11 protein-coding genes, 1 other RNA gene and 1 pseudogene are annotated in these 15,281 nt (G+C 56.8%); 11 read left to right on the top strand and 2 right to left on the bottom strand.

Annotated features, from left to right (window positions below):
* The first annotated feature begins 39 nt into the window (after nt 1-39).
* From VXM67_RS05470 to ssrA, 3 genes are all read left to right on the top strand, one after another.
* Nucleotides 40-2,850, top strand: coding sequence for an FAD-binding and (Fe-S)-binding domain-containing protein (locus tag VXM67_RS05470; RefSeq protein ID WP_367237542.1), 2,811 nt, complete (start codon nt 40-42; stop codon nt 2,848-2,850).
* 675 nt (nt 2,851-3,525) lie between these two features.
* Entirely contained in the window at nt 3,526-3,813 is a 288-nt protein-coding gene (locus VXM67_RS05465) for a hypothetical protein (protein ID WP_023378599.1), read from the top strand.
* A 103-nt stretch (nt 3,814-3,916) separates the two neighbouring features.
* Nucleotides 3,917-4,308, top strand: a transfer-messenger RNA (tmRNA) gene (ssrA, locus tag VXM67_RS05460).
* A gap of 201 nt (nt 4,309-4,509) precedes the next feature.
* Here ssrA and VXM67_RS05455 read toward each other — a convergent pair.
* Nucleotides 4,510-4,785, bottom strand: a pseudogene (locus tag VXM67_RS05455) (integrase); the annotation flags it as partial.
* 57 nt (nt 4,786-4,842) lie between these two features.
* Entirely contained in the window at nt 4,843-5,100 is a 258-nt protein-coding gene (locus VXM67_RS05450) for a hypothetical protein (RefSeq protein WP_027908016.1), read from the bottom strand.
* A gap of 116 nt (nt 5,101-5,216) precedes the next feature.
* Between VXM67_RS05450 and VXM67_RS05445 the strand changes: the two genes are divergently transcribed.
* From VXM67_RS05445 to VXM67_RS05410, 8 genes are all read left to right on the top strand, one after another.
* Nucleotides 5,217-6,089 (top strand): YafY family protein, encoded by an 873-nt coding sequence (locus VXM67_RS05445; RefSeq protein WP_027908015.1) that lies wholly within the window; start codon nt 5,217-5,219, stop codon nt 6,087-6,089.
* A 615-nt stretch (nt 6,090-6,704) separates the two neighbouring features.
* Nucleotides 6,705-8,381, top strand: coding sequence for a hypothetical protein (locus VXM67_RS05440; protein ID WP_027908014.1), 1,677 nt, complete (start codon nt 6,705-6,707; stop codon nt 8,379-8,381).
* A complete protein-coding gene (locus tag VXM67_RS05435; RefSeq protein ID WP_367237540.1) occupies nt 8,378-9,868 on the top strand; it encodes a hypothetical protein in 1,491 nt (496 codons plus the stop codon). The genes VXM67_RS05440 and VXM67_RS05435 overlap by 4 nt, the downstream gene beginning before the upstream one ends.
* A 285-nt stretch (nt 9,869-10,153) precedes the next feature.
* The gene (locus VXM67_RS05430) at nt 10,154-11,323 is read left to right on the top strand and encodes a hypothetical protein (protein ID WP_367237539.1); all 1,170 of its coding nucleotides are present in this window, start codon (nt 10,154-10,156) and stop codon (nt 11,321-11,323) included.
* A gap of 395 nt (nt 11,324-11,718) precedes the next feature.
* Nucleotides 11,719-12,102, top strand: coding sequence for a nucleotide pyrophosphohydrolase (locus VXM67_RS05425; RefSeq protein ID WP_367237538.1), 384 nt, complete (start codon nt 11,719-11,721; stop codon nt 12,100-12,102).
* Between the two features lie 24 nt (nt 12,103-12,126).
* Nucleotides 12,127-13,995 (top strand): DNA/RNA helicase domain-containing protein, encoded by a 1,869-nt coding sequence (locus VXM67_RS05420; RefSeq protein WP_367237537.1) that lies wholly within the window; start codon nt 12,127-12,129, stop codon nt 13,993-13,995.
* 593 nt (nt 13,996-14,588) lie between these two features.
* Nucleotides 14,589-14,831: a hypothetical protein gene (locus VXM67_RS05415; RefSeq protein ID WP_277686815.1), complete on the top strand. Its 243-nt coding sequence runs from the start codon at nt 14,589-14,591 to the stop codon at nt 14,829-14,831.
* A 131-nt stretch (nt 14,832-14,962) separates the two neighbouring features.
* Nucleotides 14,963-15,226, top strand: a complete 264-nt coding sequence (locus VXM67_RS05410; protein ID WP_104882201.1) for a DUF3077 domain-containing protein — start codon at nt 14,963-14,965, stop codon at nt 15,224-15,226.
* The last annotated feature ends 55 nt before the right edge of the window (nt 15,227-15,281 follow it).

The following is a 15,281-nucleotide window of genomic DNA, read 5'->3' as shown; positions in this document are numbered from 1 at the left end:
ACGCGGCGCGACAGACGCCCGGCCCCGCGAGGAGACTGCATGAGCCTGCCCGCCGCGTTCCTGCGTGATGCCGAGCGCCTGATCCCCGCCGAACGCCGTTTCGACGACCCGACCTCGACCCTGGCCTTCGGCACGGACGCCAGCTTTTACCGGTTGATTCCCAAACTGGTCGTGCGCGTCGAGTCCGAGGACGAAGTGGTCGGCCTGCTCCACCTGGCCCAGCGCGAACGCGTGCCGGTCACCTTCCGCGCGGCTGGCACCAGCTTGTCTGGCCAGGCCATCAGCGACTCGGTGCTGATCGTCCTGGGCGACAACTGGAACGGCCGCGAAATCCGTGGCCAGGGCGAGCAGATCCGCCTGCAGCCCGGCGTCATCGGTGCCCAGGCCAACGCCTGGCTGGCCCCCTTTGGCCGCAAGATCGGCCCCGACCCGGCCTCGATCAATGCCTGCAAGATCGGCGGCATCGTCGCCAACAACGCCAGCGGCATGTGCTGCGGCACGGCCCAGAACACTTACCACACCCTGGCCGGCATGCGCCTGGTGCTGGCCGATGGCACGCGCCTGGACAGCGAGGACCCCGCCAGCGTCGCAGCCTTCGAGAACAGCCACGCCAGCCTGCTCGAAGCCCTGGCCCGCCTCGGTCGGGAAACCCGCGCCAACACCGAACTGGCCGACCGCATCCGCCACAAGTACCGGCTCAAGAACACCACCGGTCTGTCGCTGAACGCCCTGGTGGACTACGACAAACCGCTGGATATCCTGCAGCACCTGCTGGTCGGTTCCGAAGGCACCCTGGGCTTCATCAGCGCCGTCACCTACGACACCGTGCCGGACCACCCGCACAAAGCCAGCGCCCTGCTGGTGTTCCCCAGCGTGGAAAGCTGCTGCCGCGCCGTGACCGTGCTCAAGCGCCAGCCGGTTTCCGCCGTCGAACTGCTCGACCGCCGCAGCCTGCGTTCAGTGCAGGACATGCCCGGCATGCCGTTGTGGGTAAAAGGCCTGTCGGACCACGCCTGCGCCCTGCTGATCGAGTCCCGCGCCGCCAGTCGGAGCCTGCTGCACGAACAACTGCAGCAGGTAATGACCTCCATCGCCGAGTTCCCGCTGGAGCAGCAAGTCGACTTCAGCGAAGACCCCGCGGTGTACAACCAGCTGTGGAAAATCCGCAAGGACACCTTCCCCGCTGTCGGCGCCGTGCGCCAGACCGGCACCACCGTAATCATCGAAGACGTGACCTTCCCCATCGAGCAATTGGCCGAAGGCGTCAACCGGCTGATCCAGCTGTTCGACAAGCACCGCTACGACGAAGCGATCATTTTCGGCCATGCGCTGGAGGGCAACCTGCACTTCGTCTTCACCCAAGGCTTCAACAGCGCCGAGGAAGTGGCGCGCTACCAAGCCTTCATGGATGACGTGGCGCAACTGGTGGCGGTGGAGTTCGGCGGTTCGCTCAAGGCCGAACACGGCACCGGCCGCAACATGGCGCCGTTCGTCGAATTGGAGTGGGGCCATGATGCCTATCAGCTGATGTGGACGCTCAAGCGCCTGCTCGACCCCAACGGCATCCTCAACCCGGACGTGGTGCTGAGCGAAGACCCGGACATCCACCTCAAGCACCTCAAGCCCCTGCCGGCGGCCGACGAGATCGTCGACAAGTGCATCGAGTGCGGCTTCTGCGAGCCCGTGTGCCCGTCCAAGGGCCTTACCCTCAGCCCACGCCAACGCATCGTCATGTGGCGCGACATCCAGGCCAAGAAACGCGCCGGCATCGACACCCGCGAACTGCTGCAGACCTACCAATACCAAGGCATCGACACCTGTGCTGCCACCGGCCTGTGCGCCCAGCGCTGCCCGGTGGGCATCAACACCGGCGAACTGGTGAAGAAATTGCGCAGCCAGGCCGCCGAGCATGGCAAGACCGCCGATTGGCTGGCCGACCACTTCGGCACCGCGCTGGGCGGTGCCCGCCTGACCCTGACCGCCGCCAACACCGCCCGCAAGCTGCTCGGCGCCCCCCGCCTGGGCCGCCTGAGCGCCAGCCTGAGCAAAGCCAGTAAAGGCCGCTTGCCACAGTGGACGCCGGCGATGCCCCAGCCGCTGCGCCCGCTGGATTTCGGCACGGCCAGCAACGACGCCCGACCACGCGTGGTGTACCTGGCTGCCTGCGTCTCGCGGGTGATGGGCCCGGCTTATGCCGACCGCGAGCAAAGTTCACTGCTCGACAAGACCCGCGCCATGCTGGAAAAGGCAGGTTACCAAGTGGTGTTCCCGGAGAACGCCGACAGCCTGTGCTGCGGCCAGCCGTTCGCCTCGAAAGGTTATCCCGAGCAAGCGGAGCACAAGCGCCAGGAGCTGATCAACGCCCTGCTGCATGCCAGCCGTGGCGGCCTCGACCCGATCTATTGCGACACCAGCCCCTGCACCCTGCGCCTGGTGCAGGACCTGGGTGAAACCCGCCTGGACCTGTACGACCCGGTGCGCTTTATCCGCACTCACCTGCTCGACAAGCTGGAGTTCACCCCTCAGGACGAGCCGGTGGCCGTGCATGTGACCTGCAGCACCCAGCACCTGGGCGAGAGCCAGGCCCTGATCGACCTGGCGCGGCGTTGCAGCAATCAGGTGGTGATCCCGGAAGGTATTCACTGCTGCGGCTTTGCCGGTGACAAGGGCTTCACCACGCCTGAGCTCAATGCGCATTCGCTGCGCAGCTTGAAGGATGCGGTGCAGTATTGCAGTGAGGGCATTTCTACGAGTCGTACCTGTGAGATTGGGTTGTCCAGTCATAGCGGTATCGACTACCACGGGCTGGTGTACTTGGTGGACCGCGTGACGCGGCCTCGGCGGGGCTGAGTTGAGGGGGGTGGGTGGTCTCGAGAGGTGATCGCCTTGAGGTGTTCAGGGGGTGGGAGATCGAGCGCCGCCCGCGCGGCGCATCGCGAGCAAGGCTCGCGCCTACGTCTGTTTCGGGCCAGTCACGACAGTGACAGATGCGCGCGACCGCCTGGTTTGTACGACACGATATGGTGCCATGCACCCAGGCGTTCGCGCGCGAATCCCGCAGGAATCGTAGGCGCGAGCCTTGCTCGCGATGCGCCGCGCAGGCGGCGCTCGATCTCCCAGGCCCCCATGGGCGATGCCTTGGGGGTGATCAGCCAGTTCGAACGTGTACCCTGGAGGCAGAATTAGCGCCTGCACGCCCTAATAGGTGCGTTGGTCGGGCGTAAGCGCAAAGACAGTTGGCTCCCTACGTCTGTTTCGGGCCAATAACGCCAGTGACAGATCCGCGCGACCGCCTGGTATGTACGACCCGGTATCGCGCTAGGCACCCAAGCGCTCGCACGCATATCGCATCGGCAAAAACGGCCCCCAACCAGTGTAGGAGCGAGCCTTGCTCGCGATGCGCCGCGCCCAATCCCCCTAACAACCCAAGCCCTCCCCCCCACCACCACCCCGATTGAACCCTCGGCACCTCCCCACAGTCCACCTAACAGGCCCACCTTCCAGAGGCCCTCAAAGGAGACACCCATGAAAGGTACTGCGCTTTCCGCCCTCTTCGCCGCGGCCACCCTCCTGGCTGCCCCAGCGTTCGCCGCCGAAGACCTTTGCACGGCCAACCTGCAGAAAATCGACGACAGCATGGCCACCGCTGGCGCCACCTCCGAAGGCCTGGACAAAGCCATCACCGAGCACGTCGACAAAGCCAAGGCAGCACAAGCCTCAGGCGATACCAAAGAGTGCATCGCCATCACCACCAAAGTGCTTGAGCGTCTGGAGAAAACCGACAAGAGCAGTGGCTCCCCGAGCGGAGCGTGACCCCAAGGGGCGGGCGACAGGACGGACAGTCGACGTCGCCCGCGCAAACGCGTATACTCCATCGTGCGTACCGAAAGGTAAGCCAGCTAGAGAGCTGTAGCGTGGGGCCGATCAGGATTCGACGCCGGTAGCGAAACTCTAGGTGCATGCCGAGTTGGTAACAGAACTCGTAAATCCACTGTTGCAACTTTCTATAGTTGCCAATGACGAAAACTACGAGGGCTACGCTCTCGCTGCGTAAGCAGCTGAGCCCGCTCTCCTGGTAGCTTCGGCTCCAGCAATCATCAGGGGATGCCTGTAAACCCGAAATGATTGTCATACAGAACAGGATCGTCGTGTAGCACGTTGGGGGCAAAGCGACTAAAACTTACCCAACTCGTCCAAAGCACCCTGCCCGTCGGGCGGCTGCGGATTAACTCAGTAGACACGGCTAAGCATGTAGTACCGACAGCGGAGTACTGGCGGACGGGGGTTCAAATCCCCCCGGCTCCACCAAATAATCCTTACAAATCAGGCACTTAGCGAACCTCGCAAGTGCCTTTTTTGTGCCTAAATGGGTTGTTTTGGCTCGGTAATGCCAGCTTTATGACAGCCTTCCTAGCCCATTCCACATCTGCGGCTAAGCCCCCATCGCATCAACCGTCAGTGCGTTTTCCGACGATTTTTCGGTTTGAAATCAAGCCACAGCGGTCTGGCAAACTGCACAGGCCGCTGGGTTTTCTGCTGCATCACTATCGCTAGCGATGACACGTGCTCCCCATGAGCAACGTCGCGTACGCGAAGCTTGGTCAGATCACATACTCGTAGCTTGCTGTCGATGGCCAGATAGAAAAGAGCTATATCTCGAGTTTCCTCCGCGATTTGAAGCCTTACCGGAATGGCCCAGCTGTCTTTCAGTCGGAGCGGTGCTTTTCGCCCGACCAATTTTCCTTTGTTCCAAGTCTGATGGCTGCTGGTCGAAGTGGTTTTCATGGCTTGTCCTCCATGTGAGGGAGGACAAGGATGGTCAGCTCGCCCCAGAGGCGCTATTCATTTGCCCTCTGGCCCTACCGCGTTCATTAAAGCTACCTTCCTCTGCAACTGATCCACATGCGCTTTCTCCGCCCGCAACGCCGAACGCAGTTCCCTATTCTCCGCCTCATGAATACGCGCCCAACGCAGGCTCGTACGACAATTGACGATCACCGCCCACATCTTCTGCAGCTTCAGGTAGTGGGCCAACAGCAGTACAGCAATCACCACCATCATCACCAGCGCCGCTATCGAAATCACATCCATCGTAGTCATGCTCATCCTTTCGCTAGGTAATTTGTTCCGAAGACAGCCAGAGGATATGTAGTGATTTTTTACACGTATAGATTGTAGACTTGTACAGGTAAACAAATCACGCACATGGACGGCCCATGAAACGCACTCAAGAGATCAATCAGATCCGCTGGGACCTGGCACTTCGCTATCGTTTGATCGAGACCGTGGCTTGGTGGGAAGGCCGCCTGACCACAGGCCATCTGATGCAGAGCTTCGGCATCAGCCGCCAGCAGGCGTCCAAGGACATCAATACCTACATCGCCGAACATGCGCCTCAAAACCTTACATATGACAAGCAACTGAAGGGCTATGTGCCGAGTAAGCACTTCAAGCCGCTGTTCATCGACGACAGTGCCAATGCTTACCTACAACTGCTGAACCAGACCCACTCGCGAGCACCGCATGTGGAGGGACTGGCGCTGGCCTATGCACACACCAAGGTGCTGGAGGTACCGGACCGTACAATTCGTCCAGAGGTGCTGAGACCGCTGCTTAAGGCATGCCGTAATGGAGAGGTGATTGCCGTTGAATACGTGTCGTTGGCCAACCCGGTTCCGGAGACGCGACTAATCTCGCCGCATACCTTGATCTACACAGGCATGCGCTGGCATGTACGGGCCTACTGCGAGAAGAACCGCAAGTATCGGGATTTCGTGTTGAGCAGATTCCGCGGGGAACCGGAATTCGAGCGTATGAGCGAGAAGCTGATCAGCGATGACGAGGAATGGAACACCTTCATCGATGTGATCATCGAGCCAGATTCGCGACTGAAGCCTGACCAGAAGGCGATCATCGAAGTCGACTTCGGTATGGACGATGGCGAACTGGTCATTTCGACGCGGTGCGCGCTCGTGGGTTACGTGCTTCAGCGCTACCAAATCGATCCGAAAAAATTAGAGCCCAAGGCTTCAGCGCAGCAGATCGTCGTAAAGAACCTGGAGACATTGACCCCTTGGCTCTATATATAAGCCCTGTCGCAGGAGATACGACTGTTGAATCGCGGCCAGTGTGCAGACGTATATAAAGTTTGCGACGCACCATGGTGCTAGAGATGTGCGGCGCTTCGACACCCGTTGACTCACTTGTCGAAGCTCCACATCGAGTAGTCCACGGGCAAGCGCCCTTCCCTCCCGGCCCCAGGCTCGAATATCCCCTATCGAACTACCAGCCCCTTTCCAACTACCCCAGGTATGCACCCGTGCCTCAGCCCCCACAACCTGCATGGATTGTTTACCTGTACATGTAAACACTCTAGATACGCGCTGGAAGCCTACATATCGTGCCCCTGTCCTGACACAGTTTTCCTCATCGAGTCAGGGCGCTGCGTCAAATCCAACAAATCAAATCCCGAAAGGAACAAGCCATGAAAAATCTCTTGGCAGCCATTGGGCTCGTGGTGCTGATCAAGAAGAGCTACGAGTTGTACCGCGAATATTCTGAGCTAAAGCGCGCCCATTCGGCACGCAAGGATGCCCAATCGTGAACGGCCTGCGCTTAGCCGCTATCGCCTAAAGTCAAAATGGCATTGCGCCATCATCCGAGTTAGCATGTCGCGACTCGCTTAACCTAGAAAAGGATCTTTCATGAGCGTTAGCGCCTATCTCCGCGAAAACCTCGGCTCTATCTCTTCCAAGAATGTTTCCGTTGCTCCGGGGATCGACGAAAAAAAGCTGAACAACGCACTCAAGGCATTCGCATACAACGGGTTGCCTGGAAATGTCGTGGCGTTGTTCGACAACACCCTGTTCGGCACTGCAAAGGACGGCCTGTTGTTCACTGGCGAGCAAGTGATCTACCGCTCCGGATTTGCCGACCCGATCCATTTCCCCTACGAGGGGATCCGCAGCGCCAAGTACACCCAGATGCACACTGGAAGCATGGACAAGCTCGAACACGCCCTGATCATCGAGCGCAAGGACAATAGCCAACTGGTCATCAAGGACCTGAGTGATTGCGACTATGCGGCGCTCGCATCCGTACTGCAGGGCGTGATCGAAAACTTCACCGATTTCCAGGACGAAAAGCAGCTCATCCCGCTCGAAGAGATGGACGAAGCGGTCAAGGTGGCTTACCTCAAAGTCATCGTGAACATGGCCTACGACAACGACGAGGTCATCGATGAAAAAGAGTTCGCGGAGATCCTGCTGTTGATGACGCGGCTGGAGTTGGAACCCGAGTCGCGCCTCACTATGCGCTCCTACATGACCGGTTTCAACCAGGTGGCACCGCTAGAAACGCTGCTCGCGGAGCTGGACAGGCATTGCCCACGGGGGCAGATCAGGCCGCTGCACATCTCGCTGACCAAAGACTTGATCAACCTGTACTTCTCCACTGGCGGCAGCTCGCTGGAGACCTTCGGCTTCCTGCAAAAAAATCGCGCGCTCTTGCAGGTCACCGATGACGAGATCGATCTCGCTGTCACCGCCATCCGTAACGACCACAGCATGCTGAAGGATGACGTCACCGATGACCAAATCGTCAGCGCACTGAAACTTCTTTCGGCGAAGGCCGCGGCTGTCGGCACTCCATTGGCCGCGGTGTATCTCTCGGGTTCGGTGGTGGGCATGTCCGCGGCCGGGCTTACGTCCGGCCTAGCGACTCTGGGCATGGGCGGTATACTCGGCCTGTCCGGCATGACCACGGGAATTGGTGTCGCCGTGTTGCTCGGTGTGGGCGCATACGCAGGCATGCGCAAACTGACGGGTGCAGATGAGCTCACGCGCTCGAAGCGACGCGAACTGATGCTGATCGAGGTCATCAAGCAGACCCAGGCCACCATCTCGCTGCTGATGCAAGACCTCAACCACATCACCGATCGGCTGAACCAGGCCCTGGCCGAGCATGGCGAGCAAGGTCAAATGATTCAGCGCCTTACCGCCATGATGGGGCAGATGACCGGCGCCGGTACAGTGCTGACCAACAAGTGCGAAGCGACCCAAAGCAGCGCGACCAAACTGCGCTGCGCTCGTTTCCTCGACGACGCCAAGCTAAAGACGCTCATCAAAGAGCCTACTAAGGCAGAGCTCTACGACTTCATCAGGTCGTTCTACGAAGAGCGTTCGTTCTCCCAGGAGAAAGATGGCCAGCAGATCGAGACGTTCAAGCTCGCGATCAAACCAGGCGTTTCGCCGAAGGCACTGGAGAACCTTGCCCGAGCTTTCGAAGCGGTCGGTTATTTCAACGTCAGCGATGTACTTGTCGGCGGCGCCGCCGATATCGCAGACAAGGCCAAGGGCAAGCTGCTTGGCCTGTTCTCATGAGCAAGAAGGATGCGTTGACCGAACAGGCCCAGGCGATGCTGGTGCAAAAGCACCAGTTGAACTCCGCGCAAAACCACTTGGGACTGGTCGATGGTGTACTGCAAAACCTGCAGGTTACGCAGTCACAGAGGCGCAAGCAGCTCGAACTGATGCTGTTCGAAGCTCAAACGCTGGTCGAAAGGAACCAGGTGATTTTCGAGGTGGATGACGACGATGCGGTGCTTGTCGAGAGCAGCTATGTCGTACAGGAAAACATCGTGAGCGTCGCCACGCCGTTGCCAAGCCTCGACTTCATCGACATGAATGGCAACAGCGGCTGGAGTGGTTACCTCGACAAAGTCACTGCCTATGCCCAGCGGCAGCGGATCGAGTTTGGCCACGATCCGTTCCGCGACCTGATGAGCGCAAGCCAACGCATTGCGCTGGAAAAGCGCATACGCGACGAGTTCTCGTACAAGGGCGCTCACTGCGACAAATACGACTACATGATCGCCGGCACCTGCGGCTTGATCGGCGGCCTAGTGGACGTTCTATTCGTCGGCCTCCCCGGCAAGGGGGCGCTCACCCACTTTACGGACGACATGACCGATAAAGCGGTGCAGAAGTTTGCTTCTTGGAACGGTTGGCAAGGTCCCAACAAAGACAGTGACCCGGTAACCAGTGCCATTGGATTCCTTGAAAGGCAGTACAAGGTCAACTACGACCATCGGCACGGGGGCGATGTCAGCGGCCTGTTCAAGATGAGTACACGCAACCACCACATCAAGAGCCTGGCGCATTCTCCGGACCTTGTCGGGTTGTTCTTCTCGATACTCGATCAATTCATCAGTACCGCACATTTCATCGATGGCGGCCGAATCATCAGTGTCAATACCGATACCTTCGAACTCAAGGGATCGAACCTGGTGGCCAAGCTGTTCTGCGGTTTCATGAACTGGCTGGGGCACTTGTTCTCGGATGTGGCCGGTTCCTCTGGCGCGAAGACACGGGGGGCGGGTATTCCGATTCCGTTCTACTCGCTATTGCAATTCATCAACGTTGGCGAGTTTGGGCAACATCGGCAAACCTTCGCCACGATCGCCGTCCAAGTATTCGAAAAGGGCTACGACCTACGTCATGGCCTGGCAATGGCTATTCCGGTGATGCTTAGCGAAATGTTGACCCGAGTGATGTGGATCGTGAAACAGCGCTTCTATCACGAGAAGGAATGGGCTCAGTGCATTCCATCGTCCACCAACCCCGAACTTCAGCGGATGTTACTGGTGGCGCACGGCACGCTTTGCGTAGTGGATGGCGCCGATGCGGCGATTCGATCGGGCGGCGACATGATCCAGTTCATGTTGCGCTCGAATCTTATTGCCTGGGCGCGCTTCGGTACCCTTGCACTCAAGGAACTCAACTCCTGGTACCAGGACGGAAGGCTCGACATCAAAGCCGTCGACACTTACCTGGATGGTGAATACGAGCGACTTGCGGCGAGCGTATGAGCGATTCAAGGAATGAAACTCTCTGCTACAGATTTACGAGGGAGTCCGCCTGATTAATGCCCGTACTGTGGCCTGATCACAAGCCAATCAATCCAGCCCTAGCGGACGGAAGCACCACACAGCCACAACTTAGAACTTTGATACTCATAAAGTTGGCGCCCGCGGCCTTGTCCTCCGGCGCGCGGGTGATGACGCAGACACAGAAAACAGGACTGGCTGGGAAGTTCGCGACAAAAGCTTCGCGCACGATCGCCCTGTATTTAAATTATGCCAAGGAATTAATGCATGAACCTAAAGAAGCCTTTAACCTTTCAAGAGGAAATAAAAAGGACATTTAAACGGATTTTTACATATTGGGCACCACTCAGTATGATTATAGGTGGTATTGGGACGACTTTGGGATTCTATACACTGTCGGCCTATACGACAGCCATCGGTCGTCCGGATTTGATGGCTTCAGCAATTGAAGCTAAGTCAGCATTGGTACTTTGGCTTTCAGTAATCTCGCTATTGGTTGCGGTCTATTTTCTTGTGCTCATGACAACGAGCATGTTATTTGGGCTATCTGTCTCGCTCTTCAATGACAGTCCTAATCTTCAAGCCGACTTGGTAATAGTTCTAGTTTTCCCAGTACTGTTTGGAATTGCAGCGCTGATGGTAATGATTTTCAAAGGCGTAACGATCGCTGACGGTTATAAACTAATTTGCGTAGTCTTGTATGGGTGTTTAACAATTTTGGCTCTTCGGAAAAGCCAGACGTTCAGAGAAGCTGTGGACTATTGCACAACCATAGACCTAGCGGGAAGCTTAAAAAGCAAGGTGACTCGCGTCTTCTTTTTGATTATCTTGGCATTAAGCCTGATCGGCACGGTTATTTCGACGGTGCTACCCGTGAGCCTCATTCTTAAGGCCTACTCAGGTGAAGATACGCCTGAGGCCATTACTAAGTTGATGCTGATATCTATTATTTTCGCCAGTATGACGCTGATTCCAGTAGTCGTATTCTATACCAGTAAAGCCGATCTTTTTAAACGAATATCACTATGCTTAGCGACGGCATCCGTGGTCTCGGTAGTCATCATTGGGGGGGCACCGGGAGGCACTCTGACCATTGTGTACTCAGCGGCTTCCCTGATGAAGGTCCGCGACCCAATGGTAGCCAAATTCTTGCTGACCGAGAATTACGCTACAGAAGACTTCGATACTGAGGTTTGGGATTCAGTAGAGACATTACGCACACATCCTCTGGTCTCCGCATTTCCACTTTTTTCTTTTGGGGAGGTGCTACTGCTTTGCCCGGCAAAACTGGTAAAAACCGAGATTAAAGATTGGCCCAACAAATCGGCTTATTGTGTTTTAACGAAAAGTAGCAAAACGCTTCAGATGCCACGAAAATCTCAGATGAAGGCAGCAAAAAATTTAACTAAAACCGAATCTCGAAAATCTGCAACTTGAACTGGAGGGCAGCAGACGACCCAAGCTGCCTTTCGCAGAGCACAGTGATCTAGCTAAAGCAGACATTCCAAACGGCTGCTGAACCGGTGGCGCTTCAATCGTCCGCTTTTGGCCGTCAGCGGCCCTTCGACATGGGCCGGTGAGGGCCGAAAGCATCCCGCTACCAACCATAAATTTGGGGCGTTTGCTGCCGATCAGTTTGATTGGCTCATCCATCCATCTCGCGAGGACGAATGGCCGCCTCGCTCGATGCGGATAGCGAACTATGGCTAGCAGTCTTGCTAACAGCAAACAGGCGAGACAAGACACAAAAAAAATGCGAAAGCAGCAAAAACTCTTACAATCTCAGGCGTATTTCCTACACATTTTCTCAACGATGCCCAAGAGATAGCCCCGTGAGTGACTCAGACAGCTCATCCACACCCATGGTTGACGTAGTGAAGCTCGCCGCATCCCTCCAGCGGTTCGCAGATGATCGCGACTGGCAGCAATTCCACTCCCCCAAAAATCTCATCCTGGCTCTCACTGGCGAGGTAGGCGAGCTGTGCGAGATTTTCCAATGGATGAGCGATGCCGACTCGATCTCCGCCGCAACAGATCCCGAAATCGGCCAAGCCGTGAAGGACGAAGTGGCGGACGTACTGATGTACCTGGTTCGCCTGAGCAGCGTACTCGGCATTGACCTCAACGAGGCCGTGACACAGAAACTCGCCTCGAATGGTCAGAAGTACCCCGTAGATAAAGCCAGAAGCAGCAGCAAAAAGTACGACCGACTCTGACCCACACGCACCTAAGGACAACCCGTGATCGTTTACGCTGCGACCAAACAGCAATTTCTTAAAGACAACGATAACGATGACATTGAGGAGGTGATCCTCAGGCATTACAAGGAAGCTACCGGCAAGAACGTTGGCTCCTCGGAAATCAGATCGTGGCAAGGGTCCCTGACGTACATGGCCAAGGTCCTTAGAGATGAGGGCCTCCCGAGCGATGCAGGCCTGGCCATTGAATTGCACATTCCGCAGTCGTCGAAGCGAATCGACTTTCTACTCACCGGTCGCGACGAAAACCAGGCCAAGAAGGCCGTACTCATCGAGCTGAAGCAATGGAGCAAGGCCAACGCCACAACCAAAGACGCAATCGTCAAAACGGCATTGGGTGGTGGCCTCATTGAGACCATTCACCCGTCCTACCAGGTGTGGTCATATGCAGCACTGTTAGAAGGCTTCAACGAGGCGGTGTATGACAAAAGCATCGAAATCCGTCCGTGCGCCTACCTCCATAACTACGTCAGCGACGGGGTCATAGATTCAGCCCACTATGAGCCCCACATCAGCAAGGCTCCGCTGTTTCTAAAAGGCCCGGAAGAGCTCAGTAAACTCAGAACCTTTCTGAAGAAGCATATAAGTCATGGCGACAACAAAGAGGTTCTTTACGAGCTGTCCGAAGGGAAAATTCGCCCATCCAAGGCGCTAGCCGAAGCCCTCGGGGGGTTGATGAAAGGCAAACCCGAGTTCGTATTGATTGACGATCAGAAAGCAATTTTTGAGTCGGCGCTGGCGGCGGCAAGCGAGGCCTCGGACCAAGCACCCAAGGTGATGATCATCGAAGGTGGGCCGGGCACCGGGAAGACTGTCTTGGCTATCAATCTGCTGGTGAAGCTCACCGAATTGAAGCTGATGAGCAAATACGTCTCCAAGAATGCTGCCCCTCGCAAGGTCTACGAAAGCAAACTGGTTGGCACCATCAAGCGCAGCCATTTCTCGAATTTCTTCTCAGGCTCTGGGGCATTCATCGATACTGAGCCCAACACATTCGATGCGCTTATCGTGGACGAAGCTCACCGGCTGAATGAGAAAAGCGGGCTTTATGGAAACCTTGGGGAAAACCAGATCAAGGAGCTGATTGACTCAACGAAATGCTCCATTTTCTTTATTGATGAGGACCAGCGTGTAACCTTGAGCGATATCGGCAGCAAGCAGGCGATACGCGCCTTTGCAGAAGCCAAGGGTGCTGTGGTTGAAGAACACGTGCTGTCTTCGCAGTTTCGCTGCAGTGGTTCTGACGGTTACCTGGCATGGCTGGATGACACGCTAGGCATTCGCTCGACGGCAAATCCGACGCTTGAGACCCAAGAGTACGAGTTTAAGGTGTTCGACTCACCTCAGGCGATGCATGACGCAATCAACGAGAAAAACCACGGAAACAAAGCTCGTGTGGTCGCGGGCTATTGCTGGCCTTGGTTGAGCAAGAAAGACCCCACCGCTGCTGATATCGTCATTGGTGACTACAAACGCCAATGGAACCTGGATCAAGATGGCAGCCTATGGATCATCGCTGAGAACTCCATCGAGCAGGTTGGCTGCATTCATACCTGCCAAGGTTTGGAAGTCGACTACATCGGCGTGATTATCGGGCCAGATCTAGTCGTACGTGACGGTCAGGTAGTGACATCCCCGGATGAGCGCGACAAGCACGATAAATCGATTCGCGGCTGGAAAAAAATGATGAAAGAGCAACCTACCCTCGCGAAAAGTGAAACAGACCTGATCATCAAAAATACGTACCGAACCCTGATGACACGCGGGATGAAGGGTTGCTACCTGTACTGCACCGACAAAGAGACGGCGCAATACTTCGAGAGTCGGCTTAGCCAACACGGCAATCATTGAAGATATCGTTTGCTAGAAAGCCCCTGTACCGGCGAGCGCAGGGGTAACGATCAACAGTGCGACCATTTGCTTGATAAATTCGACCCGATTCGTTTCTGGGGGCGGTTCTCAAAACGCACCGTCCATCGGAATCCAGACCACACAGCGTTCCAACTGGTATTCCAAGCACTTTTGTCCACCAGCCAAAACAAATAGATACCGACTTGTTTCAGATTACCCCCGCCCACCAAACATTCCAAAAAAGAAGACGCCTTCGTGCGTCTTTTTGCGCCTGGCATATTGGGTACGCGAACCAGGAAAATCAGATTTAACCCCTTTCATGTAGGACGTTTCCCAAAGATACTCCCCGCGCCTGTTTTCCGTTTCAGACGTCTTTTCAGGGTCTTAGTCTCGGGCGGTCGTTGCTCATCAACGGCATGACTTTGACAGGTCGCGACGGTAAACAACAGCACGGCTCGCCTCTATGGCAGCTGTACGTGCGGGCACGCTTGCGTGCGCCGGAACTTTGTTGTTTCCGCCGGTCTGTCAACCCGCGTACAGCTGCCACCCTCTGTTTGACAGCAGGGAGTGAGAGCCCTGATATGGAAGCAATCATGTTGAAGATAGTGCCGGATCCACCCCACCACCTCCATTCCCTGGAAGACACGCTCATCCTGGCCTCGGACTACGCAGTCTGTGCCGAAGCCGTCGCCCATCAAGCGATGCTGATGCAGCCCAAATCGCCCGCATCGTTGCTGCTCATGGCGTCGATGCACGAGCTCGAAACCCTGCGAAGGTTACTCGAAACCGCACTGGCCCAGGTCCAACAACCAGCGGACCCGCAAACGCTGCATTGACCCGCCATCACGACCTGCCTGGCCCTTTCCCCCCACTCAGCCCCGCCTCGTCGAGCGCTGAACCTGTACGAGCCCGGCTTGCCGGCAATAGGGCCAGCCCAGGCACCGTCCCACCCCAGGGAGACTCCTCAATGGCCACCGAAGACATCAAATGCACAGTGGGCAAAACCATCTTCTACCAAGGTGAAAACCAGACCCACCCCCTGTTTCGCATCGAAGCCGGCATCCCCTGCCAAAACGCCCGCGAACAGGCCTCGGAACTGATGGGCTATGCACGAGACCTGACCATCGACGGGTTGATGGAGGACAAACCCAGCCTGATATGGGCTGCGCATTACCTCTGCGCGCTGGGCAAAGCCCTGCTGGATGATGCTGAACTGGGCCTGCTGCGCTGAAGCAAGTCGCCCAAACAAAAAGAGCACCCATCCCAGGGTGCTCTTTTCACCTTCA

The organism is Pseudomonas sp. Rh2, from assembly GCF_040762985.1.
In the GTDB taxonomy this organism is placed as follows: domain Bacteria; phylum Pseudomonadota; class Gammaproteobacteria; order Pseudomonadales; family Pseudomonadaceae; genus Aquipseudomonas; species Aquipseudomonas taiwanensis.
This window is presented reverse-complemented; position numbering and strand designations above follow the sequence as displayed.